General features: G+C 46.6%; 20 protein-coding genes. All 20 read left to right on the top strand.

What is annotated here, in order from left to right; genetic code table 11:
- The first annotated feature begins 55 nt into the window (after window positions 1-55).
- Window positions 56-1,882 (top strand): ATP-dependent zinc metalloprotease FtsH, encoded by a 1,827-nt coding sequence (gene ftsH, locus V6C11_RS01545; RefSeq protein WP_333529318.1) that lies wholly within the window; start codon window positions 56-58, stop codon window positions 1,880-1,882.
- A 135-nt stretch (window positions 1,883-2,017) separates the two neighbouring features.
- A complete protein-coding gene (gene ndk, locus V6C11_RS01540; RefSeq protein WP_333529317.1) occupies window positions 2,018-2,467 on the top strand; it encodes a nucleoside-diphosphate kinase in 450 nt (149 codons plus the stop codon).
- Between the two features lie 82 nt (window positions 2,468-2,549).
- On the top strand, window positions 2,550-2,939 hold the full coding sequence (locus tag V6C11_RS01535) for a thioesterase family protein (RefSeq protein WP_333529316.1): 390 nt from the start codon (window positions 2,550-2,552) through the stop codon (window positions 2,937-2,939).
- Between the two features lie 12 nt (window positions 2,940-2,951).
- Window positions 2,952-4,655 carry a formate--tetrahydrofolate ligase gene (locus tag V6C11_RS01530; RefSeq protein WP_333529315.1) on the top strand — a complete coding sequence of 568 codons (1,704 nt, stop codon included), beginning with the start codon at window positions 2,952-2,954 and terminating at the stop codon, window positions 4,653-4,655.
- Window positions 4,656-4,911: 256 nt separating this feature from the next.
- Window positions 4,912-6,321, top strand: a complete 1,410-nt coding sequence (locus V6C11_RS01525) for a sigma-54 interaction domain-containing protein (RefSeq protein WP_333529314.1) — start codon at window positions 4,912-4,914, stop codon at window positions 6,319-6,321.
- A gap of 332 nt (window positions 6,322-6,653) precedes the next feature.
- Entirely contained in the window at window positions 6,654-7,811 is a 1,158-nt protein-coding gene (locus tag V6C11_RS01520) for an iron-containing alcohol dehydrogenase (protein ID WP_333529313.1), read from the top strand.
- 64 nt (window positions 7,812-7,875) lie between these two features.
- The gene (gene dctP / locus V6C11_RS01515; RefSeq protein ID WP_333529312.1) at window positions 7,876-8,922 is read left to right on the top strand and encodes a TRAP transporter substrate-binding protein; all 1,047 of its coding nucleotides are present in this window, start codon (window positions 7,876-7,878) and stop codon (window positions 8,920-8,922) included.
- A gap of 142 nt (window positions 8,923-9,064) precedes the next feature.
- Window positions 9,065-9,574, top strand: coding sequence for a TRAP transporter small permease (locus V6C11_RS01510; RefSeq protein WP_333529311.1), 510 nt, complete (start codon window positions 9,065-9,067; stop codon window positions 9,572-9,574).
- Entirely contained in the window at window positions 9,574-10,860 is a 1,287-nt protein-coding gene (locus tag V6C11_RS01505) for a TRAP transporter large permease (protein WP_333529310.1), read from the top strand. Before V6C11_RS01510 ends, V6C11_RS01505 begins: the two co-directional genes overlap by 1 nt.
- Before the next feature lie 314 nt (window positions 10,861-11,174).
- The gene (locus V6C11_RS01500; RefSeq protein WP_333529309.1) at window positions 11,175-12,032 is read left to right on the top strand and encodes an NAD(P)-dependent oxidoreductase; all 858 of its coding nucleotides are present in this window, start codon (window positions 11,175-11,177) and stop codon (window positions 12,030-12,032) included.
- A 119-nt stretch (window positions 12,033-12,151) separates the two neighbouring features.
- Complete coding sequence (locus tag V6C11_RS01495) at window positions 12,152-12,373, top strand: hypothetical protein (RefSeq protein WP_333529308.1); 222 nt, start codon at window positions 12,152-12,154, stop codon at window positions 12,371-12,373.
- Window positions 12,374-13,084: 711 nt separating this feature from the next.
- Window positions 13,085-16,114: an FAD-dependent oxidoreductase gene (locus V6C11_RS01490; RefSeq protein ID WP_333529306.1), complete on the top strand. Its 3,030-nt coding sequence runs from the start codon at window positions 13,085-13,087 to the stop codon at window positions 16,112-16,114.
- Between the two features lie 242 nt (window positions 16,115-16,356).
- A complete protein-coding gene (locus V6C11_RS01485) occupies window positions 16,357-16,779 on the top strand; it encodes a hydrogenase iron-sulfur subunit (RefSeq protein ID WP_333529305.1) in 423 nt (140 codons plus the stop codon).
- Between the two features lie 11 nt (window positions 16,780-16,790).
- The gene (locus tag V6C11_RS01480) at window positions 16,791-17,735 is read left to right on the top strand and encodes a 4Fe-4S dicluster domain-containing protein (protein WP_333529304.1); all 945 of its coding nucleotides are present in this window, start codon (window positions 16,791-16,793) and stop codon (window positions 17,733-17,735) included.
- A 17-nt stretch (window positions 17,736-17,752) separates the two neighbouring features.
- Entirely contained in the window at window positions 17,753-18,757 is a 1,005-nt protein-coding gene (locus tag V6C11_RS01475; RefSeq protein ID WP_333529303.1) for a 4Fe-4S dicluster domain-containing protein, read from the top strand.
- Window positions 18,758-18,779: 22 nt separating this feature from the next.
- Complete coding sequence (locus V6C11_RS01470; protein WP_333529302.1) at window positions 18,780-19,613, top strand: FAD/NAD(P)-binding protein; 834 nt, start codon at window positions 18,780-18,782, stop codon at window positions 19,611-19,613.
- A gap of 41 nt (window positions 19,614-19,654) precedes the next feature.
- Window positions 19,655-20,917: a (Fe-S)-binding protein gene (locus tag V6C11_RS01465; RefSeq protein ID WP_333529307.1), complete on the top strand. Its 1,263-nt coding sequence runs from the start codon at window positions 19,655-19,657 to the stop codon at window positions 20,915-20,917.
- A gap of 134 nt (window positions 20,918-21,051) precedes the next feature.
- Window positions 21,052-24,081 (top strand): FAD-dependent oxidoreductase, encoded by a 3,030-nt coding sequence (locus tag V6C11_RS01460; RefSeq protein WP_333529306.1) that lies wholly within the window; start codon window positions 21,052-21,054, stop codon window positions 24,079-24,081.
- Between the two features lie 242 nt (window positions 24,082-24,323).
- A complete protein-coding gene (locus V6C11_RS01455) occupies window positions 24,324-24,746 on the top strand; it encodes a hydrogenase iron-sulfur subunit (protein ID WP_333529305.1) in 423 nt (140 codons plus the stop codon).
- 11 nt (window positions 24,747-24,757) lie between these two features.
- The gene (locus tag V6C11_RS01450) at window positions 24,758-25,702 is read left to right on the top strand and encodes a 4Fe-4S dicluster domain-containing protein (RefSeq protein ID WP_333529304.1); all 945 of its coding nucleotides are present in this window, start codon (window positions 24,758-24,760) and stop codon (window positions 25,700-25,702) included.
- Window positions 25,703-25,708: the final 6 nt, after the last annotated feature.

The following is a 25,708-nucleotide window of genomic DNA, read 5'->3' as shown; positions in this document are numbered from 1 at the left end:
GGTAAAATATTCATTATCTGCGGATTCTAGGGCCTTGCAGGGAGGAGTGACATTTTTGAATAAGGTTCTTAAAAACCTTAGCATTTACCTACTGATTGTACTGGTAATCATATTTTTAATTCAGTTTACTGGAGAAAAGAAAACGACCGTTGTTTCCTTGCGATATGACGAGTTTATTACACATTTGGAACAAAATAGGATTCAAAAGGTACAAATGACAACGGATAAGTCCACGAACATTATTGTTGGTAAATTGAAAGATGGGAGAGATTTTGAAACCAACGGCCCGATACTGGATCAAACCATCGTTCCGATGTTTAAGGACAAAAAGATTCAATATGAGCAAGCTTTACCCCCGGAACCTTCCTGGTGGGCAGGGCTGTTAACTACCATGTTGCCGATTCTTATATTTGTCCTGTTATTCTTCTTTATGATGCAGCAAAGCCAGGGTGGCGGCAACCGGGTGATGTCCTTTGGTAAGAGTAAGGCAAAATTACATACAGACGAAAAACAAAAAGTAACCTTTAAGGATGTTGCAGGGGCCGATGAGGTTAAAGAGGAATTGTCCGAGATTGTGGACTTCCTAAAAAGCCCCAAGAAGTTTAATGAAATTGGAGCTAAAATACCCAAGGGCGTTCTTTTGTTTGGCCCTCCCGGTACAGGAAAAACATTACTTGCCCGGGCTGTGGCCGGAGAGGCGGGAGTCCCCTTCTTCTCCATATCCGGCTCCGATTTTGTTGAAATGTTTGTGGGTGTCGGTGCTTCCCGTGTGCGGGATTTGTTTGAGCAGGCCAAGAAAAATGCCCCTTGTATTGTGTTTATTGACGAAATAGATGCTGTGGGTCGCCAGCGTGGTGCAGGTCTAGGCGGCGGCCATGATGAGCGCGAACAGACATTAAACCAATTGCTAGTAGAGATGGACGGCTTTAATCCCAATGAAGGCATTATCATTGTAGCGGCTACCAACCGCCCGGATATTCTTGACCCGGCACTATTACGTCCCGGTCGCTTTGACCGTCAGGTTGTGGTTGATTCACCGGATGTTAAAGGGCGGGAAGAAATATTAAAGGTTCACTCGAGAGGAAAGCCCCTTGAGGATGCCGTTGATTTAGAAGTATTAGCCCGTCGAACCCCTGGTTTTACCGGAGCAGATTTGGCAAACTTAATGAATGAAGCAGCGCTTTTAGCGGCTCGTTCAGGTAAAAAGAGCATTGGTATGCATGAATTAGAAGACTCCATTGAAAGAGTCATTGCGGGGCCGGAAAAGAAATCAAAGGTTATCTCCGAGAAGGAAAAACGGTTGGTTTCTTACCACGAAGCCGGACACGCCTTAGTAGGGTATCTGCTGCCTAACACGGACCCGGTGCATAAAGTATCGATTATACCCCGTGGCCGAGCCGGTGGATATACGCTTTTATTACCGAAAGAGGATCGCTACTATATGACCCGGTCAATGTTGCTGGATCAAGTAGTCATGTTGCTGGGGGGCCGGGTTGCCGAAGATGTAGTTCTTAGGGAAATTAGCACCGGTGCCCAAAACGATTTAGAACGGGCCACCAGCATTATTCGCCGCATGATTATGGAATATGGTATGAGTGATGAATTGGGCCCGCTTACCTTGGGACACAAACAAGATTCTCCCTTCTTAGGCAGAGATATTAATCGCGATCGGAACTATTCCGAAGAAGTGGCCTTTGCCATTGACCGTGAAGTTCGCAAAATGATCGATCGGTCCTATGGTAAAGCCAAGGCACTGCTGACAGAACATCAAGCTACTCTGGACAAAATCGCTATGGTTTTGATGGAGAAAGAAACGATCGGGGCGGAAGAATTTGCTGAACTAATGCAGGAAGCAGGTCTTAAGAAGCCGATTGTATTATAAGATTTGCACATAAAATTGACACTGGGACAGAGAAAGTGCTGCAAGTAAAGTACTTTAAAGGCAGAAAAGTAAAGTACTGTAAGTATGCAGGGTGCCTTTCTGGCACCCTGTCCCATTATTTGAGGAGGAGACAGCATGGAACGGACTTATTTAATGGTTAAGCCCGATGGCGTTCAAAGAGGTTTGGTAGGAAAAATCATTAGTAAATTCGAACAAAAGGGTTACAAAATTGTTGGTCTTAAAATGATGAAAATATCCCGTGCAGTTGCGGAAAAGCATTATGGGGAGCATCAAGGGAAACCCTTTTTCGCGGGATTAGTGGATTTTATTACATCCGGCCCAGTGGTGGCCATGGTGGTAGAGGGAAAAGAAGTGATTGCTACGGCTAGGGAAATGATGGGGGCCACAAATCCACTTAAGGCAGCCGATGGGAGCATTCGCGGCACCTACGGCGTGGATGTAGGCCGTAATATTATTCATGGCTCTGATTCTTTAGAGAGTGCTGCTAGGGAAATTGCAATTTTCTTTAAGCCTGAGGAACTGGTGGATTACGGACGCGCCATTGACACCTGGATCTATGAGTAAATGATTCTCCAGTTATAAAACTGGAGAATTTTATTTAATTTAAAGGGTTGGCCAAATTAGTAATAGAATGGAGAGAGTTGTTATGGAGTTGAAAACAGGTTTATTCCATGAAGTAAGTACGATGGTTGATGAGAATAATACAGCCATTGCTTACGGCAGTGGCGGGGTTAGGGTATTTGCTACTCCGGCCATGATTGGTTTGATGGAAAAAGCAGCTTTAGAATTGGCCGATCAACATTTGCCCGCTGGCGAAAGCACAGTGGGTACGCAGGTAAATGTGAAGCACACAGCGGCCACCCCCGTTGGTATGAAGGTGGTTGCCAGGGCTGAATTAATTGAAGTAGACGGCAAAAGGCTTGCCTTTATTGTTGAGGCCAAGGATGAAACCGGACCCATTGGCACAGGCACCCATGAAAGATTTATTATTAATCTGGACAAATTTATTAAGAGAGCGGAAAATAAGCTAGGGTAGGAGGTTCGCTAAATGAAAGTTGTTCCCAGTGATCTGGAGATTGCCCAAAATCATAAAATGACACCCATCAACGAAATAGCCAAAAACATTGGTTTAGATGAAGAGGATATCAACCTTTATGGCAAGTATAAGGCAAAAATCAACCTGGATGTTTTAAGAAAGCTAAGTGATCGCCCGCAAGGTAAGCTAATCGATATCACAGCCATTACGCCAACCCCCCTGGGAGAAGGAAAGACAGTTACCACCATTGGTTTATCACAGGGTTTGGGTAAGATTGGCAAAAAGGTGATCACAACCCTTAGGCAACCATCCATGGGCCCGGTGTTTGGCATCAAGGGAGGGGCTGCTGGCGGCGGCTATTCCCAAGTGGTACCCATGGAAGATATTAACATTCACTTCACCGGGGATATTCATGCCGTGGAAGCGGCCAACAACTTACTGGCTGCGATGATTGACACCTCCATTTTGTTAGGCAATCCCTTAAATATTGATCCGATGACAGTGATGTGGAATAGGGTGTTGGATACCAACGATCGTGCCCTAAGGGATATTGTAGTGGGACTGGGGGGCAAAGAGAACGGCTACCCCAGGCAAACCAGCTTTGATATGGCGGTAGCCTCCGAGGTAATGGCCATTTTAGCCCTGGCTGATAACCTGCATGACCTAAGAAGGCGTTTGGGTCGTATTGTTGTTGCTTATACCTACGAAGGGAAGCCTGTCACCGCTGAGGACCTTAAAGCAGCAGGCGCCATGACGGTCGTGATGAAGGAAGCTCTGCAGCCAAATCTAGTGCAAACGCTGGAAGGACAAGCTTGTATTATGCATGCGGGGCCCTTTGCTAATATTGCCCATGGCAATAACTCTGTTCTAGCAGACAAAATTGCCTTAAAATTGGCTGACTATGTTGTTACCGAGAGTGGTTTTGGCTCTGATTTGGGTATGGAAAAGTTTATGGATATCAAGTGCCGGCAATCTGGGTTACGCCCCAGTTGTGTGGTGATTACCTGCACCATCCGTGCTTTGAAGATGCATGGGGGGTTAGGTAATGTGGTGGCAGGTAAACCACTCCCTGCAGAAATGACCCGGGAAAACCTTGATGCACTGGCTAAGGGCTGCGCGAACCTAGCACACCATATTAAAGTAGCAAGTTATTTTGGTGTTCCGGTGGTTGTATCGGTTAATCGATTTACCACCGATACAGATGCAGAGGTGGAGTTGGTTCGTAAAAAGGCCCTGGAGGCAGGGGCCCTGGGTGCTTATCCCATCACCGTGTGGGCCGATGGCGGCGAAGGAGCCATTGCATTAGCGGAAGCTGTGGTGGCTGCCTGTGAAAAACCTGGTGATTTTCAATTGCTCTATCCGGATAACCTAAGTATTAAGGAAAAAATAGAAATACTGGCCACAAAAGTTTACAATGCGGATGGCGTGTTATATGAGCCCTTAGCCGAAAGAAAGATAAAACAATTTGAAGAACTAGGCCTGGGCCATTTACCCATTTGTATGGCTAAGACACACCTATCCATCAGTCACGACCCTGCCAGAAAAGGAGCCCCCGGCAATTATATCTTCCCCATCCGGGATATTCGAGCTTCGGTTGGTGCGGGCTTCCTCTACCCGCTGGCTGGTTCCATGCGGACAATGCCTGGGCTTGGCTCCAATCCGGCAGCCCATAAGGTGGATATTGATGAATACGGAAGAACAATCGGGTTATTCTAGATAATAAAACTCCCCTGTTAGGCTTGACCGCAGGGGGGTTTTTGTTTTTCACATAGCAGAATGCACAAGAAAGTTGTTTTTAATGAGTTAAAAAGGTATGATAAGGGTATGAGGTATGACTTTCTGGGTTTTACTAGAAATATGTTTTAGTGATAATTTTTTGTGGTAATGATTTTATGCGAAAATTAAGGCAATTTACTATCAGCTAGTTAGAGGTGGTCAAAGGGCACGAATATTCATAAAGGAGTCTAACATAATGTCTAAGCAACCTGATAAGGCGCACAAAATTGAGGATTTCTTTGACAGTGTACTAGATATCTTCTATGACGGAATATACATCACAGATGCCAATGGTCAAACGATAAAGGTTAATAGTATGTATGAGAAATTAACGGGTTTAAAAAAGGAAGATTTGCTTGGCCGGCTTGTTACGGACCTAGAGAATGAAGGGGTTTATACATCCCCGCTGAACCCTACTATTGTTAAAACTGGTAAACCCCAAACCTCTGTGCAGGTAAATAAGGAGGGGCGACGGGTTGTAGTAAATGGTTATCCGGTTTTTGATAAAGAGGGGAAGGTTGTTTATGTCGTTACCTATGTTCGGGATGTAACCGTACTTTCTCAATTAAAAGAACAAATCGCTAGCCAAGCTGATCTTATCGAGAAGTATCATCAAGAAGCCCGATACTTACGAAAAAGTAATTTTCAGGATAGCCAGACAATTGTCGAAAGTCCCAAAATGAAGAATTTGATGCAACTTCTTAAACGTATTGCCGCAACCGATACAACGGTTCTTTTATTGGGTGAAACAGGTGTCGGTAAAGATGTTTTTGCTAGGAAAATTCATGAATATAGTAGTCGCAAGGATCAGCCCTTTTTTAAAATTAATTGTGCTACAATCCCTGAAAATTTGATTGAATCGGAGTTGTTTGGCTATGACCCGGGAGCCTTTTCTGGGGCCAGTGCCAAAGGGAAACCCGGTTACTTTGAATTGGCGGATAAAGGAACACTCTTTTTGGATGAGATGGGTGAGCTGCCATTACCCATGCAGGCCAAACTGCTGAGGGTGTTACAGGATCAAGAAGTAATGCGTGTAGGATCCACAAGGATAAAAAGAGTGGATGTTCGATTTATTGCAGCCACCAACCGAAATTTAGAGGAAGCGATTAAGGATGGCAGCTTTAGAAGTGATTTGTATTATCGTTTGCGGGTTGCAGTTTTAGATATTCCGCCGCTCAGAGAACGCAAGGAAGAGATTATCCCATTAATCAATTACTTTTTAGATAAGTTTAATATAAAATACAAAAAACATATACATTTTTCCCCCAGTGTGAAAAACTACCTTTTACACTACAAATGGACTGGTAATGTCCGAGAGGTGGAAAATTTAATTCAAGGTTTGGTGGTTACTCAAGAAAAGGATATTTTGGATGTAACTGATTTACCCAGCTACTTTATTGCCGATGATAATCATAAGGATCAGTTATTTCAGCCAGAATCATTTAATATGGGGGACCGAACCCTAAGCGAAATGATGGATAGTTTTGAAAGGGAATTGTTAAAAAGGGCACTGGAGCTTCATGGTACGATTTCAAATGTTGCACAGGTCCTTGGCATGGATCGGTCAACGATATTTAGGAAGCTAAAAAAACACGCATTGATATAAGAACTGTGCATTTTTGCAAGGATACTGTGCAAGGGTGCACAGTTTTTTGTGTTTAATTGTAGGAACTTCTAGATAAATGTCTTGGGGGAGACATTTCAAAAAAGGCCGGTATAGTTTGAATTTTCTTTAATACGGAGGCCTTTCATATTTTAACAAGTCTGACTAATTAAATTGGTCAGCTTTATGACATTGCAATAATACAATACAGTCGCAGGTTGCGTAGTCAAAAATCTCGGAATTTACAGACTTTTGCCCTTTGGCATGGTCCTTGCTTATATAGTGTGAATAAAGAACTTCACTATCTTGACATAAAGGGGGTGACATAATTAACAATGATGGTCAGTTCTTTTACTACTCCCACAAAGATTATAAGTGGTGTAGATTCTAGAAAAACACTTGGCAAAGAAGTAAGGAAGTTGGGCGGTAATGTAGTATTTGTTTGCACAGACAGAGGAATTATTAATACTGGATTGCTGGTTGATATCCTTGATTCACTGAGTAAGGAAAATCTCGCCTATGTAATTTACGAAGAAGTGGAAAGCAACCCATCCATTGAAACGGTAGAAAGTGGTTTGAATATTTATCGCAATGAACAGTGTGATGTATTGGTGGCGGTGGGTGGTGGGAGTGTCATTGACACTGCCAAGGCCATTTGTGGATTGGTTAATAAACCAGCCCTAAGTGACTTTTGTCAAGGTATTGAAGAAAGGCACAGGGTGGGTAGCTGTTCGTCTGTTATTGCAGTGCCCACGGCAGCGGGTACTGGTTCGGAGGTTTTGGGTGGGGCGATTATTGCAGATAAGCAAAAAAACTGTAAAATTTGCATGATTTCCCCATGGCAAGCTCCCAGTGTGGCGATTCTTGACCCCATTATGCTGCAAACATTGCCTGCGAACATCGCTGCTGCCACAGGCATGGTAACCCTAACCCATGCAATAGAGGGCTATGTTTCCTTAGGGGCATCCATGCTGACGGATTTATTAAACCTTAGGGCAATTCAATTAGTGGCCAAATATTTGAGACGGTTTATTGCTAACCGTAAGGATCTGGAGGCGGGAGTGGGTATGCAGAATGCCTGTTTGTTTTCCGCCATGGGTTCATATAATTCTGGGTTGGGCAATGTCTATGCCATGGCTAATTCCTTATTGGGTCACTACAACATTCATCATGGTGTTGCCTGCGCTGTGATGCTGCCGGCAGTTATGAAATTTAACAGCATGGCATCTCCGGAAAAATTTATTGAGATTGCTAAAAGTTTTGGTGAACCAGTGGACAAGCTGCCCATGCATGAAGCATCCCTTAGGGCTGTACATGCTGTAAAAAGTTTAGCTCAGAGTATTGGGATACCAGAACGGCTACGGGATGTGGGTATAACAACTGACCAGATAGAGCAAATGGCACTTCAGGTTACTAAGAGTGAAATCCAGGCCACAAACCCAAGGGAAACAAATTTGCAAGATGTAATGATGTTGTATAGGGAAAGTATCTAGGCATTCATGGAGTTGTAAGCAAAATCAAATAAAGAAAAATAAAATTATTATGGGAGGTATGGGCATGAAAAAGATTACGTCATTATTTTTGGTCTTATTGGTTCCACTAATGTTTCTTCTAAGCGGCTGTGGCAATTCTGGCAAGGATCAAGCCGGCGCACCCAAAGAAGAAAAGATTATTATTAAGTATACCCATGGCGTGGGTACCGATCCTTCTGATCCGCACCAGTGGGTTGCCCTGAAGTTTAAGGAATTAGCCGAGCAGTATACGGACAATCGGGTTGAAGTTCAAATCTTTCCTGGCGGCCAGTTAGGCAGTGAACAACGGGGCTTCCAGGACGTACAAAACGGTGTTGTACAAGCTACCTCATTGGCCGGCAATAATGCTGCCGTTTTCACCCCCTCCGTTGGTATTTATGATCTACCCTATATGTTTATGAACCGTGAAGAGGCTTATAAAGTGATGGATGGTATCTGGGATGATTTAGACCAGAAGATGATTGAGCAGTCTGGTACCCGTGCTCTGATTTGGTTTGAACAAGGTTTCCGTGTTTTGACCAACTCCAAAAAACCGGTAACTAGCTTAGCCGACCTACAGGGTCTAAAGATTCGTGTGCCTCAGAACCCAATGATGATCGGGGCATTCTCATCTTGGGGCTGTGAGCCAACTCCGATTGCCTGGGATGAAACCTTCAGTGCGTTGCAGCAGGGCCTGGTAGATGGCCAAGAAAACCCCCATACTGTAAACAACTCCATGAAGTTTTACGAAGCGAAACAGAAATATATCACGGATATTCACTACAAAATGTGGATTGGACCTGTGGTGGTTCAAGAAAAATGGTTGCAGAGCTTGCCTGCTGACATCCGTGATGCTCTGATCAAAGCTGGTAGAGATACCGCTATTGCTGAACGTGATTTTATTGTCGAGTTAGAAACGAAGGCTTTGGAAAACCTGACCAATAACGGCATGGAGGAATTGGGAGCTCCTAAGGATGAAGCAGAGTGGCAGAAACGTGCCATGGCTACTTGGCCGCAATTCTACGACAAAGTTGGCGGCACAGAGCTTGTGGAAAAAGCAATGAACATCCTTGGCAAAGAGATGCCGAAATAAATTTAAAAGCATAATTTTCGTCGCATAACAAAATGGGTGCCTGATGTATGCAGGTACCCATTTCAATCTAGCTATTGTAATTCACCAAGTTCTTAAACTTTACCGAGGCTTGGTTAAGCCGAGTTTTTTAGGGGGGAAGTAAATGAAAGAACGTTTAAAATGGGTCATAGACAATTTGGAAGAAATTTTATGCGCTTTCTTTCTTGTTGCCACAGTAATTTTAATGTCATCTCAGGTTTTCTATCGATACTTTTTTGGTAAGTCTATTGCTTCCGCTGAGGAGCTGGCACGCATTGCGTTTTTAGTTATGGTTTACTTAGCCACTGCCCATGCTGCAAAACATGGACGCCATGTACGGGTAACTGCTCAGTTTAGGTTGTTTCCGTCTGCCTGGAGAAAGTACTTTATCATGTTTGCTGATATGATTTGGTTATTCTTTAATGGAGTGGTTATTTGGCAGGGAATCCTGTTGTACCAGTCTATGAACCAATTTCCACTTAAATCAGCAGTGCTAGATTTGAACTTAAAGTATGCCTTTGCGGTAATCCCAATAGCTTTTTTACTGCAATCTATCCGTATTCTGGAACGTTATTATAAATTGTACCGTGCCGGTCGGTTGGAACAATTAGCTACGGATGGGGAGGAATTCTAATGTCATTAGATCTAGGTATTTGGTTATTGCTCTTTCTATCCTTATTCCTGGGAGTCCCTATTTTTGTCTCCTTGGGCATGGCCACTTTCATCGCCTTAACAGCAACAAATATTCCTTTGTCTATTATCCCTCTGGACCTCTTTAAGGTCTCTGAAATGTTTCCCCTTATCGCTGTACCTGCCTTTATTCTAGCAGGGGCTTTGATGGAGCGGGGGGGTATTGCCCAACAAATTGTGGATGTATGTTCTCTTTTTGTGGGACGTATACGCGGTGGTCTGGGTTTAGTTACGATTCTTGGCTGTATGTTCTTTGCGGCCATGATTGGTTCAGGTCCCAGTACGGTTGCCGCCATGGGAGCCTTAATGATCCCCTCAATGATAAGGCGGGGCTACGACAAAGATTATGCAGCGGCCGTAACTGCCACTGGAGGCACATTGGGCATTTTGATTCCTCCCAGTAACCCCATGATTGTTTACGGTGTTATTGCGAACGTTTCTATCTCTGGGATGTTTATGGCGGGGTTTATCCCTGGGGCTATGGTGGGTACGGTTCTAATGGTCACAGCGTATCTTTTGGCCCGCAGACGCGGTTATAAGGGTGACGGAAAAAGATATACCGTTAGCGAAGCAATGCAGGTGATTCGCAAAAGTATTTGGGCCCTAATGGCACCGATTATTATTTTAGGTGGTATTTATACCGGTATTTTTACCCCGATAGAAGCTTCAATGATTGCTATCCTTTATTCTTTTTTTGTAGGGACTGTGATTACCAAAAAATTAAAGCCGTTAGAATTATGGGAATCTTTAAAATTAACCAGTATGACCACAGGGGTAGTATTAGTCGTGGTTAGTGTATCCATGTTGTTTGGTCGCTTTATCACCATGTATCAGGTACCCCAGCGGCTGACAGAAGTGATGCTTTCAATTAGTACAGAACCCACTGTCGTATTGTTACTGATTTTTGTCTTCCTGTTTTTCTTAGGAATGTTCATGGAGACGCTGGCTACCATCGCAATCGTTACCCCCATTGTTTTACCCTTGCTGGGTCAACTGGGTATTCACCCCATTCACTTTGGTATCTTTTTAATCATGACCAACGAAATTGCGATGCTGACGCCTCCCCTAGGGGTTAACTTGTTCGTGGCCATGGGAATAACCAAACTTTCATTAGAAAAGGTAGCCCTGGCAGCACTTCCCTATGTGGGGGCGTTGATCGTTTGCGTGCTGTTAGTTATCCAATTCCCCCAAATCGTTCTATGGTTACCGCAAATGTTGGGCATAAAGTAATGAGATAACCCAGTGGGTTAAACCAAAGTGTAATACAAAAGTAAATTATCAGTTTAGTAATACAATAAAGATTAGCAATAGGACAAAGAGCATTGCGACTTAGCAATGATATTGCAAAAACGCAATGCTCTTTTTTTGTATAATTAACCGATCTCCTCTTAAAACCGGAGATCTCATTAAGCAAACGTTGCAAATGTGCACAGGCGATCGATTGGATTCGTTAAAAAACCTTGCAACTAGCGCGTTTTTATGCTGGTATGCCATTTGCTATATAGTTAAACATATCAAAATTAATGACAGGGAAGGTGGATGTTATGAAATACGGTTATATTGGTTTAGGACTTATGGGAGGCCCCCTAGCCAGAAATTTAATCCGCGCGGGCAAAGATGTTAGTGTATTTGATTTAAGCCAAGAAGCCATTGATCGAACCCTTGCCGCAGGTACCACTGGGAAGGCTGTTAAAAGTGTTGATGAACTTGCGGGATGTGACGTTGTTTTCACTAGCTTGCCGCTTCCTAAGCATCTGGAAGGAACGATGTTGGGTGAAAACGGTCTTTTGAATAAAATGAAAGAGGGTTCCGTTTATATTGATGTTAGTACCATCGATCCCAAGACTGCCAGAAAGCTAGCTGACTTTGCTGCTGAAAGAGGCATTGGATGTTTGGCTTGTCCCCTAGGTAAAGGACCTGCCCAAGCAGAAAAAGCCGAACAACCCATTTTTGCCGGTGGCAAAAAAGAAGTCTATGAAAAAATGCTAGAAACCTTAAAGATTGTAGGTAGCCCGGTATATTATTTGGGTGATGTAGAGCAAGCATATGCATTTAAATTAATTAGCAATATGGTAGGAATGACGAACTTGGCTGTACTTGCGGAAGGCATCCGCATTGGTGAAAAGGCTGGCATTGATGCGAAATTGCTAACTGAATTATTAGCTGATACGGGAGCTAATTCCTTCCAGTTACAAGTCAGAGGCCCTTGGATTGTCAATAATGATTTTGCCAATCGTTTTGGTGTAAGCCTGGCCTTAAAAGATGTTCGTCTAGGCTGTGAAATGGCAGATGCATGGAACTATGATGCTAGATTTACTAAACTAGCTAAGAAGTTCTATGAAGATGCAGAGGCACAGGGATTGGGCTTTGAAGATTGTAACGCTGTTTATAAAGTGCTTTAAGTTTTTTCGAGAACACCCTTTCGTATAAGCCTGTACTTCTAAGTTTAAGGATAGTTGGACCATAGAATTTAGAATATCTGGTTACACTAAACCCATAAACTTTAGAAGGAGGCAGTAAAATGACCCTACACAGTAAAAAGCACACACTGCAATCAGGAGTGCCTCACGAGCAAATGGTCACCAGCCATAGTGAGTTAGTTAAGGGATCGACAGAGCCGGAAACCAGTCAGGTTGAAATGGCGCCTGGGGAAAAACAACTAAATAATAACCCTTTTAAAACGCCACCCAATAACATGACCAATAAAAGTGAAGACCATGTAGGTATGGGGGAAAAGGGTTAAGCATAAAGTTTTAATAAGTGCGAAAGACAATGTGTAGACTAAGGGGTTATTATGATGGAGACCCCTTAGTCTATCCTTTTTTAAGAAAAGCAACTCTGCGAAATTATTTTAAAAAATATAAGGGTGACAAATAAGGCGGAAAATTTAATCAAGTGTGACAAATAGCCGCAGCGAAATTGCCTGCCGATAGTAACTGCGAAAAATTATGGCAAAACAATTGAAAGGAATCGCCTTTTTAAAATATTCTAAAATAATTGACACTAGTTAGTAGAAACTATATACTAGCCATAGGGGTAAAAGTGTTGAAATTGCTGTATTTTTCAAGTTCTCTGTATACAAAGTAAGGATTAAAAAGGGGCCTGTCTGAGGACCAGCAAGGAAAGGTAATTTCACCATAAATAGTATTTACGTTACGCTGAAAATTGGCGGATGATGTGGTAAAATTATTTTATGATTTTGAATTAGGCTATTCATGGTGTAAACAATTAGAATGAAGGTCTAATTAAGATTGTTAAGTTTGGTACAAGCCCTACGAATTTTTAATAACTAGCTAAATCCTTACCTAATCTAGGGGGCTGATCCCTAGCTTTAACCCCGTAGGTCTAAAAATTATAATTTACCCTATTGTTGCAGCTTGGGTAAATGTTCTTTGTCAGGGTGGGAACACATCCCCCTGGAAAAGCTGAAATAGGAGGACGGTGTAATGCGAAGATGACTACAACCAATAAAGTAGGGGCCGTAATGGTAGTGGGCTCCGGAATAGCCGGTATCCAGGCATCCCTGGACCTAGCAGAATCCGGCTACTATGTGTATTTAGTAGAAAAGCAACCAGCCATAGGCGGCACCATGCCCATGCTGGACAAAACCTTCCCCACCAACGACTGCTCCATGTGTATCCTGTCACCAAAGCTGGTAGACTGTGGCCGCCACCTGAACGTAAACACCATGACCAATACAGAAGTGGTAGGCATCGAAGGAGAACCTGGGAACTTTAAAGTGACCTTGAGAACCAAAGCCCGTTACGTAGACCTGGATAAATGCACAGGCTGTGGCAGCTGCGCCGAGGTATGCCCGGTAAAAGTAGATGATGACTTTAACCAAGGTCTGGACAAGCGGAGAGCCATCTACAAACTGTATGCCCAAGCATTCCCCAATGCCTTTGCCATTGACGACAAAAAATGCTTAAAATTTAAAAACCTGGCCAACGAAAAACTTTGCGGCAAATGCCTCAAAGCATGCCAAGCCGGAGCCATCAACCACCACATGCAGGACGAAGAAACACAAATCGAAGTGGGCTCTGTACTGCTGGTACCAGGCTTTGAAATTTTTGATGCCAAGGAATTGGCACTGTATAAATACGGCGAACTGAAAAACGTCGTAACCTCCCTGGAATTTGAAAGAATCCTCAGCGCATCCGGTCCCTTTGGCGGCCATTTGGTACGGCCCAGCGACCACAAAGAACCAGCTAAAATAGCATGGATTCAATGCGTAGGCTCCCGTAACTGCAAGATTGGCCATGGCTACTGCTCCTCCGTGTGCTGTATGTATGCCATCAAACAATCCGTTATCGCCAAAGAGCACGCGCCTTACGACCTGAATGCCAGCATCTTCTACATGGACATGAGGACCTACGGCAAAGACTTTGAAAAATACTATGAGCGTTCCAAGGCACAATATGGAGTGAACTACGTTAGAAGCCGTGTCTATGGCATAGACCCGGGTGAAAACGACAACGTCATGATCCGCTATGCCCTGGAAGACGGCACCGTAATAAACGAAGAATACGATATGGTCGTACTATCCGTAGGCTTAGAGCCCAACAAATCCGCGGTAGAACTGGCCAAAACCTTAGGTGTAGAACTAAACCAATACAACTTCGCTGATGTACAACAACTAAGCGGCGTAGCCACCAACAAACCCGGCGTATACGTAGCCGGAGCCTTCAGCGGCCCGAGAGACATACCCGAAACCGTCATGCAGGCCAGTGCAGCAGCCGGAGAAATCCAAAAACTGCTGACCGAAGCCAAGGGAACCATGAGCAAAATTAAAGAATATCCAGCACCCAAAGATGTAGCTGGTGACTTAGTACGGACCGGCGTATTTGTCTGCCACTGTGGTATCAACATTGGCGGCATCGTAAACGTACCCTCGGTAGCAGAATATGCTAAAACCCTGCCTGGCGTAGCCTATGCCACCGACAAACTGTATGCCTGTTCCCAGGATGCCAGTGCCCAGATCAAAGAAGCCATCGAAGAAAATAACCTGAACCGGATCGTAGTGGCCTCCTGCAGCCCCCGGACCCACGAACCGATGTTCCAAGAGACCTTAAAAGAAGCAGGACTGAACCCGCACCTCTTTGAAATGGCCAACATCCGTGACCATTGCTCCTGGGTACACCAAAATGAACCGGAAGAGGCCACCGAAAAGGCCAAAGACCTGGTGAAAATGGCAGTTAAAAAAGCTGCTCTGCTGGAGCCGGTACAACCCGTAACCCTGCCCATGAACCATGACGCATTAGTGGTAGGCGGCGGCGTAGCGGGACTGACCGCAGCCCTGAACCTGGCAGACCAAGGCTACCAAGTATACCTGGTAGAAAAAGCCGAAGAACTGGGCGGCATCGCCAAACGCATCCACTATGGCATGGGTGGCGAAGACGTACAGGCCTACATGAGTGAACTAATTAATAACATAACGAGCCATGCCAAAATCAAAGTCTACACCGGAGTAACCATAGCCGATGTCCAAGGCTTTATGGGCAACTACGTAACCAACCTGAGCAACGGCGAAGAAATCAAGCACGGTGTGGCCATCATCGCTACCGGTGCTGCAGAATACAAGCCAACAGAATACCTCTACGGCCACAACACCAGAGTCCACACCCTGCTGGAAGTAGAAGGCCTGCTGGCAGGCAACAAACTGGGCAACTCCAACAACTACGTCTTCATCCAGTGCGTGGGCAGCCGTGACGACGAGCGACCCTACTGCAGCCGCATCTGCTGTACCAAGGCCGTCAAATTGGCCTTAAAAGTAAAAGAAGCCAAGCCCAGTGCCAACGTCTACATTCTGTATCGTGACATAAGAACCTACGGCTACTTTGAAGACCTCTACACCGAAGCCCGCCGTAAGGGAGTAATCTTCGTACGTTACAGCAACGACGCTAAACCAGTGGTAGAAGAAACAGCCACCGGCACCAAAGTAACCGTAATGGACCACGTACTAAATCGTCCCATCGAAATCTATGCGGACATCATCGGCTTGGCCAGTGCCATCGTACCAAACGACAACACCGCCCTGTCCAAACAATTCAAAGTACCCATCAACGCAGAAGGCTTCTTCCTGGAAGCCCACCTGAAACTGCGTCCGGTGGACTTTGGAACAGATGGCGTATTCATGTGCGGTCTAGCCCATGGACCGAAGAACCTGGAAGAAAACATCTCCCAGGGTAAAGCTGCAGCAGGACGCGCAGTGACCGCCCTGGCCAAAGAAAACATCCAGACCGATGGCAAGGCAGCCTTCGTGGATGTACGTAGATGTATGGCTTGCGGCGTATGCGTAGAAGTATGCCCAGCCAAAGCAGCCACCCTGGTTACCGACGAAAGAGGCAACACAGCAGCAAACATCAACCCAGCCCTGTGCAAAGGCTGCGGTGCCTGCTCCTCCTCTTGCCGCTGCGGTGCCATCAACGTTAAAGGCTGCAGCAATGAACAAATTATGGCCATGGTACAGGCTGTGGCTTGGTAATTGCTTAAGGGGTTAGGAAAAACCTTGGTGTGTTCCTAAACCACGAGAATAACAAATTAACAAGCCCGAGGTCAGCGGTGCTAAGCACCGCTTGACCGGAGGTTGAAAATAAATAAATTGAAATATACAAACTCAAACACAAAATCCACAGTCAGTAGCTACCCATCCTCAAAGTGCCATAAGCCAAGCGGATGGCGGAAGGGTGATGGCTAATGGCTGAAGGCTGGAACGGAGGTAAGTACATGGCCGAACGAGAGCCTAAAATTGTAGCGTTTCTATGCAACTGGTGCAGTTACGCCGGCGCAGACCTGGCAGGGGTAGGCCGCATGCAATACCCGCCGAATATCCGTGTGGTACGGGTACCCTGCTCGGGAAGAATCAACCCGCTATTTATCATTGGGGCACTGAGATCCGGTGCCGATGCAATCCTGACCTCTGGCTGACACCCTGGAGACTGCCACTATGTTAGTGGCAACCTGGTGGCCCGCCGTAAATTTGCGCTGATGAAAAACCTCCTTAACTACATGGGAGTAGACCAAGACCGGGTGAACTTTACCTGGGTATCAGCGTCTGAAGGTGCAAGATTTGCCGAAGTAATAACCGACCTAACCGGAAAAGTAAAAGAAATGGGTCCCAATAACGGGCTATTTCGTAAAGCGGAGTGAGGTGAGAGGGAATGAACAAAACCGAAAGCATTAGAGAAATTGCCAAAAAACTGTTAGAAGAAAAGAAAGTGGATTTGGTCGTAGGATTTGCCCAAGGTAGCCTGCCCCTCCGCAGCACACCATACTTTGCCAGAACACCGGAACAAGCAGACAACCTAATCTGGGGAGCCACCTGCGAAAACAACCTGGCCAACTTCGTACGCAAGCGCAGCGAAAAAGTAGCCGTAATCGCCAAGGGCTGTGACGTCAGAGCCATTGTGGCACTAATCAAAGAAGGCCAAGTCAACAGAGAAAACCTAACCATCATCGGCATACCCTGCGAAGGCATGGTAGACCGTAAACAAATCTGCCAAGCTGTGGGCTGCAAAGAAATCCTGGAAGCAACCGACAACGGAGCAGACCTGGTAGTAAAGGGCAAAGGCTTTGAACAAACCCTGGCCAAAGCCGACGTCATGTTTGGCTCCTGCAAAACCTGCCAATACAACACCCCCGTAATCTTTGACGAATTAGTTGGCGAAAAAGTAGAAGCCAAAGAAGCAGACTATGCAGATATTGAAGCCTTCGAAGCCCTAAGCCCGGCAGAGAGAAGTGCCTTCATCGCCAAAGAAATGGAAAAATGCATCCGCTGCTACGCCTGCCGTCAGGCCTGTCCGATGTGCTACTGCAGTGAATGCTTTGTAGATTGTGGTGCTCCTGCCTGGATTGGCAAAGGAGCCGATAAAGTAGACGACAACGCCCTGTTCCAGACCGTACGTGTACTGCACCTGGCTGGACGCTGTGTAGACTGCGGAGCCTGCGAAAGAGCTTGCCCCGTGGGAATCAAACTATCCATACTAAACCGCAAGATGGTAAAAGACGTCAAAGAACTGTTTGGTGCAGAAGCCGGAGTCAACCTCGAAGATCCCCCGGCCCTAAACACCCATCAGTTTGACGACAAAGAAGACTTCATGTTATAGGAGTGAGGTGAAAAAGGATGATTCTAAACAAAAGCGAAGTAACAAACATACTAGACAAACTGGCCAGTGAATACCGTGTGATCGCACCAGTGGAAAAGAACGGCATGGTTGAATTCGCAGCCATCCAAAAGGGAGAAGAAGCAAAACTAGACTATGCTAACAGCAAAAAGCCAGGTAAAGAAATCCTTTTCCCTCAGTCCGAAGAACTATTCAACTACACCGTAGACGCTGAAGGATTAAGGATGGAAGACAAAGTTGACAGCCAAGCAAGCATCATATTTGGTATGCGGCCCTGCGATGTAAAATCCTGGGTACTGCTGGACAACGTATTTAAAAACGACCAATACACAGACGTATACTACCTGACACGCCGGGCCAACAGCCTGGTGGTTGGCTTAGGCTGTAATGAGCCAGCCAGCACCTGCTTCTGCAGCAGCGTAGCCTGTGGCCCCTTTGCCAAAGAAGGAAGCGACATCTTCTTGACCGACATAGGAGAAGCCTATGTAGTGGAAGGCATCAGCGAAAAAGGGAAAGAACTGCTGGCTAAACTTGGTTTAAGTGAAGCCGGAGCAGAAGCCACCGCAGCAGCAGCTAAACTGCAAGCAGAAGTGAAGGCCGATGGGACCATTAACATCGAGGGAATGGCCGAAAAACTAAGCGGCATGTTTGAACATCCCTACTGGGACAGCCTGCATGAAAAATGCATAGGCTGCGGCGCCTGCACCTACCTGTGCCCCACCTGCCACTGTTTTGACATAGCCGATGAAGCTACCGATTGCGACGGCTGTCGGGTACGGAACTGGGATGCCTGCATGTTCCCGCTGTTTACCCTGCATGGTTCCGGACATAACCCCAGACCAACAGGCAAAGCCCGTTGGAGACAAAGACTCATGCACAAATTCAACTACTTTGTAGAAAGATACAATGCCACCGCCTGCGTTGGTTGCGGTAGGTGCATCAAAAACTGTCCTGTGAACCTGGATATACGTCAAGCACTAGCTGACATCCAGGCACTGGACTAGCGGAAGCGAGGTTGGAAAAGAGATGAGAAACCCTTATCTACCGCTGCCGATGAAATTGGTGAAAAACTTCACCGAGACATCAGACAAATTAATTCATACCTTTACTCTGGAATATCAAAACGAACAGGATGCAGAGAACTTCAAATATGAGCCTGGTCAATTTGCCGAACTGATGGTATATGGCAAAGGAGAGGCACCCTTTGGTATAGCCTCCTCCCCCACCGAGAAAGGCATACTGAAATTCTCCGTGGCCAAAGTGGGCGTGGTCTCCACCGCCCTGCACATGCTGCAAGAGGGAACCACCGTGGGAGTACGCGGTCCCTTAGGAAACAGCTATCCTTTGGAGCAACTGAAAGGCAAGAGCCTGACCATCATAGGCGGCGGCTTTGCATTCACGACCCTGCGTTCCACCATCCAATACATTTTGGATCCTGCCAATCGTGGGGATTACGGCGACCTGACCGTAATCTATGGTGCCAGGAACCCCGGCCTGCTGCTGTACAAAGATGAGTTAGCAGCTTGGGATGCCAGAAGTGACATCAACCTGATCACCACCATTGACCGGGAAGTAGAAGGCTGGAACGGTCGTGTGGGCTTCATCCCCACCGTAACCAAAGAAGTGGCACCCAAGACAGACTATGCCATTATCTGCGGACCGCCGGTAATGATTAAATTTACCATGCCGGTACTAGTAGAATGCGGTTTTACCCCAGAGCGTATCATCATGAGCCTAGAGAACAGGATGAAGTGTGGTATTGGTATGTGCGGTCGTTGCAACGTAGGCAGCAAATATGTTTGCAAGGATGGCCCCGTATTTACCAAGGAGCAGTTGGATAAGCTGCCCAACGAGTACTAAAGTGGAAAGGTAAACCGACTGAAAAGGGGGAGAAAACGACTATGTCTTCTGAGAATGCTAAGGTTGAAGTGCCGGAAGTTATTGATTTTGCTAAAATGGATCCCAAATTTAGAGAAGAAGTTATGGAAAAACTTAAAAATATAGACTGGACCCAATGTCTGGCCTGTGGTATGTGTACTGCTGGGTGCCCCTATTCCGACGTTATTAACGATAATGACCCCCGCAAATTCCTGCGTAAGCTTATTCTTGGTATGAGGGAAGAGGCCTTAAAAGACCCCTTTATCTGGAATTGCAATGTTTGTGAACGCTGCACGGTAGAATGCCCCATGGGTATTAACTTTGGTGTTATTACCAGGGGTATGAGGGGTCAATTTGGCATTCCCACACCTGGCTTTATGGACAAGGTAGTTAACGAGCACATTCACTCCGGTAACCAGATGGATGTACCGGCAGATGAATATATGGAAACCATTGAGTGGATTGAGGAAGAACTGCAGGAAGAATTGGGCGATCCCAATTATAAAGTTAACGTTGGCAAAGAGGGCGCCGAATTTATCTTCGGTATGAACGCCCGTGAAATCAAATACTACTCCCACGAACTGCAAGAAATCCTGAAAGTATTCTACTATGCCAAGGCAGACTATACCCTTGGTTTGCACCGTTGGGACTCCACCAACCTGGCTCTGTTCAGTGGTAAAAACGATGATTTCTGTGAAATTCAGCGTCCTTTCTTTGAGGAAGCAGTTCGTCTGGGTGTCAAGAAAATCGTTATTACCGAGTGCGGTCACGCCTATAAATCCACCCGTTTATTCTATGAAAAATTCTGGGATGGTCCGGAATTCCCAATTCTCAGCATACTGGAAGTATACGATGAGTGGATTAAGGATGGCACGATTAAGGTTGACCCAACCAAGAACGCTGACGCCTGTACCGTACACGATCCCTGTAACCTAGTGCGTAAGTCCGGCGTGTTGGATGCCAATCGTAACGTCATGAAGGCCATTAGCACGGACTTCCGTGAAATGTATCCTAATCGCCAGTATAACTACTGCTGTGGTGCAGGCGGCGGCGGCATGGCTATGCCGGAATTCAAGGCTGAGCGTATGGCGAAGGCTATCCGTAAAATTGAGCAGATTGACAGAACAGGTGCCAAGCTTGTGGCCGTTCCCTGTCACAACTGCATAGACCAATTCAATGACATGAACAAAGAGTACAAAAAGGGTTGGAAGTGCACACACATTACTCCCCTTTTGGTAAATGCTTTAGTTATTCCGGATTGGGCTAAAAAAGAAGAAGAAGAGTAAACCCTTAACAATTCAATAAACTAAAGTGACCCTGGCCACGGGTTCACTCCCGTGGCTTCAGGGTTTCCTTTATAATATCGAGAAAATTATGAAAATAATGAATAAAAATTTCGCTACAGATGTGAGGTGCGAAGATGACTACAACCAATAAAGTAGGGGCCGTAATGGTAGTGGGCTCCGGAATAGCCGGTATCCAGGCATCCCTGGACCTAGCAGAATCCGGCTACTATGTGTATTTAGTAGAAAAGCAACCAGCCATAGGCGGCACCATGCCCATGCTGGACAAAACCTTCCCCACCAACGACTGCTCCATGTGTATCCTGTCACCAAAGCTGGTAGACTGTGGCCGCCACCTGAACGTAAACACCATGACCAATACAGAAGTGGTAGGCATCGAAGGAGAACCTGGGAACTTTAAAGTGACCTTGAGAACCAAAGCCCGTTACGTAGACCTGGATAAATGCACAGGCTGTGGCAGCTGCGCCGAGGTATGCCCGGTAAAAGTAGATGATGACTTTAACCAAGGTCTGGACAAGCGGAGAGCCATCTACAAACTGTATGCCCAAGCATTCCCCAATGCCTTTGCCATTGACGACAAAAAATGCTTAAAATTTAAAAACCTGGCCAACGAAAAACTTTGCGGCAAATGCCTCAAAGCATGCCAAGCCGGAGCCATCAACCACCACATGCAGGACGAAGAAACACAAATCGAAGTGGGCTCTGTACTGCTGGTACCAGGCTTTGAAATTTTTGATGCCAAGGAATTGGCACTGTATAAATACGGCGAACTGAAAAACGTCGTAACCTCCCTGGAATTTGAAAGAATCCTCAGCGCATCCGGTCCCTTTGGCGGCCATTTGGTACGGCCCAGCGACCACAAAGAACCAGCTAAAATAGCATGGATTCAATGCGTAGGCTCCCGTAACTGCAAGATTGGCCATGGCTACTGCTCCTCCGTGTGCTGTATGTATGCCATCAAACAATCCGTTATCGCCAAAGAGCACGCGCCTTACGACCTGAATGCCAGCATCTTCTACATGGACATGAGGACCTACGGCAAAGACTTTGAAAAATACTATGAGCGTTCCAAGGCACAATATGGAGTGAACTACGTTAGAAGCCGTGTCTATGGCATAGACCCGGGTGAAAACGACAACGTCATGATCCGCTATGCCCTGGAAGACGGCACCGTAATAAACGAAGAATACGATATGGTCGTACTATCCGTAGGCTTAGAGCCCAACAAATCCGCGGTAGAACTGGCCAAAACCTTAGGTGTAGAACTAAACCAATACAACTTCGCTGATGTACAACAACTAAGCGGCGTAGCCACCAACAAACCCGGCGTATACGTAGCCGGAGCCTTCAGCGGCCCGAGAGACATACCCGAAACCGTCATGCAGGCCAGTGCAGCAGCCGGAGAAATCCAAAAACTGCTGACCGAAGCCAAGGGAACCATGAGCAAAATTAAAGAATATCCAGCACCCAAAGATGTAGCTGGTGACTTAGTACGGACCGGCGTATTTGTCTGCCACTGTGGTATCAACATTGGCGGCATCGTAAACGTACCCTCGGTAGCAGAATATGCTAAAACCCTGCCTGGCGTAGCCTATGCCACCGACAAACTGTATGCCTGTTCCCAGGATGCCAGTGCCCAGATCAAAGAAGCCATCGAAGAAAATAACCTGAACCGGATCGTAGTGGCCTCCTGCAGCCCCCGGACCCACGAACCGATGTTCCAAGAGACCTTAAAAGAAGCAGGACTGAACCCGCACCTCTTTGAAATGGCCAACATCCGTGACCATTGCTCCTGGGTACACCAAAATGAACCGGAAGAGGCCACCGAAAAGGCCAAAGACCTGGTGAAAATGGCAGTTAAAAAAGCTGCTCTGCTGGAGCCGGTACAACCCGTAACCCTGCCCATGAACCATGACGCATTAGTGGTAGGCGGCGGCGTAGCGGGACTGACCGCAGCCCTGAACCTGGCAGACCAAGGCTACCAAGTATACCTGGTAGAAAAAGCCGAAGAACTGGGCGGCATCGCCAAACGCATCCACTATGGCATGGGTGGCGAAGACGTACAGGCCTACATGAGTGAACTAATTAATAACATAACGAGCCATGCCAAAATCAAAGTCTACACCGGAGTAACCATAGCCGATGTCCAAGGCTTTATGGGCAACTACGTAACCAACCTGAGCAACGGCGAAGAAATCAAGCACGGTGTGGCCATCATCGCTACCGGTGCTGCAGAATACAAGCCAACAGAATACCTCTACGGCCACAACACCAGAGTCCACACCCTGCTGGAAGTAGAAGGCCTGCTGGCAGGCAACAAACTGGGCAACTCCAACAACTACGTCTTCATCCAGTGCGTGGGCAGCCGTGACGACGAGCGACCCTACTGCAGCCGCATCTGCTGTACCAAGGCCGTCAAATTGGCCTTAAAAGTAAAAGAAGCCAAGCCCAGTGCCAACGTCTACATTCTGTATCGTGACATAAGAACCTACGGCTACTTTGAAGACCTCTACACCGAAGCCCGCCGTAAGGGAGTAATCTTCGTACGTTACAGCAACGACGCTAAACCAGTGGTAGAAGAAACAGCCACCGGCACCAAAGTAACCGTAATGGACCACGTACTAAATCGTCCCATCGAAATCTATGCGGACATCATCGGCTTGGCCAGTGCCATCGTACCAAACGACAACACCGCCCTGTCCAAACAATTCAAAGTACCCATCAACGCAGAAGGCTTCTTCCTGGAAGCCCACCTGAAACTGCGTCCGGTGGACTTTGGAACAGATGGCGTATTCATGTGCGGTCTAGCCCATGGACCGAAGAACCTGGAAGAAAACATCTCCCAGGGTAAAGCTGCAGCAGGACGCGCAGTGACCGCCCTGGCCAAAGAAAACATCCAGACCGATGGCAAGGCAGCCTTCGTGGATGTACGTAGATGTATGGCTTGCGGCGTATGCGTAGAAGTATGCCCAGCCAAAGCAGCCACCCTGGTTACCGACGAAAGAGGCAACACAGCAGCAAACATCAACCCAGCCCTGTGCAAAGGCTGCGGTGCCTGCTCCTCCTCTTGCCGCTGCGGTGCCATCAACGTTAAAGGCTGCAGCAATGAACAAATTATGGCCATGGTACAGGCTGTGGCTTGGTAATTGCTTAAGGGGTTAGGAAAAACCTTGGTGTGTTCCTAAACCACGAGAATAACAAATTAACAAGCCCGAGGTCAGCGGTGCTAAGCACCGCTTGACCGGAGGTTGAAAATAAATAAATTGAAATATACAAACTCAAACACAAAATCCACAGTCAGTAGCTACCCATCCTCAAAGTGCCATAAGCCAAGCGGATGGCGGAAGGGTGATGGCTAATGGCTGAAGGCTGGAACGGAGGTAAGTACATGGCCGAACGAGAGCCTAAAATTGTAGCGTTTCTATGCAACTGGTGCAGTTACGCCGGCGCAGACCTGGCAGGGGTAGGCCGCATGCAATACCCGCCGAATATCCGTGTGGTACGGGTACCCTGCTCGGGAAGAATCAACCCGCTATTTATCATTGGGGCACTGAGATCCGGTGCCGATGCAATCCTGACCTCTGGCTGACACCCTGGAGACTGCCACTATGTTAGTGGCAACCTGGTGGCCCGCCGTAAATTTGCGCTGATGAAAAACCTCCTTAACTACATGGGAGTAGACCAAGACCGGGTGAACTTTACCTGGGTATCAGCGTCTGAAGGTGCAAGATTTGCCGAAGTAATAACCGACCTAACCGGAAAAGTAAAAGAAATGGGTCCCAATAACGGGCTATTTCGTAAAGCGGAGTGAGGTGAGAGGGAATGAACAAAACCGAAAGCATTAGAGAAATTGCCAAAAAACTGTTAGAAGAAAAGAAAGTGGATTTGGTCGTAGGATTTGCCCAAGGTAGCCTGCCCCTCCGCAGCACACCATACTTTGCCAGAACACCGGAACAAGCAGACAACCTAATCTGGGGAGCCACCTGCGAAAACAACCTGGCCAACTTCGTACGCAAGCGCAGCGAAAAAGTAGCCGTAATCGCCAAGGGCTGTGACGTCAGAGCCATTGTGGCACTAATCAAAGAAGGCCAAGTCAACAGAGAAAACCTAACCATCATCGGCATACCCTGCGAAGGCATGGTAGACCGTAAACAAATCTGCCAAGCTGTGGGCTGCAAAGAAATCCTGGAAGCAACCGACAACGGAGCAGACCTGGTAGTAAAGGGCAAAGGCTTTGAACAAACCCTGGCCAAAGCCGACGTCATGTTTGGCTCCTGCAAAACCTGCCAATACAACACCCCCGTAATCTTTGACGAATTAGTTGGCGAAAAAGTAGAAGCCAAAGAAGCAGACTATGCAGATATTGAAGCCTTCGAAGCCCTAAGCCCGGCAGAGAGAAGTGCCTTCATCGCCAAAGAAATGGAAAAATGCATCCGCTGCTACGCCTGCCGTCAGGCCTGTCCGATGTGCTACTGCAGTGAATGCTTTGTAGATTGTGGTGCTCCTGCCTGGATTGGCAAAGGAGCCGATAAAGTAGACGACAACGCCCTGTTCCAGACCGTACGTGTACTGCACCTGGCTGGACGCTGTGTAGACTGCGGAGCCTGCGAAAGAGCTTGCCCCGTGGGAATCAAACTATCCATACTAAACCGCAAGATGGTAAAAGACGTCAAAGAACTGTTTGGTGCAGAAGCCGGAGTCAACCTCGAAGATCCCCCGGCCCTAAACACCCATCAGTTTGACGACAAAGAAGACTTCATGTTATAGGAGTGA

The organism is Desulfotomaculum sp. 1211_IL3151, assembly GCF_036763075.1.
Lineage (GTDB): Bacteria > Bacillota > Desulfotomaculia > Desulfotomaculales > Desulfotomaculaceae > Desulfotomaculum.
The sequence above is the reverse complement of the archived record's forward strand: the minus strand, read 5'-3'. Positions and strand labels throughout refer to the sequence as shown.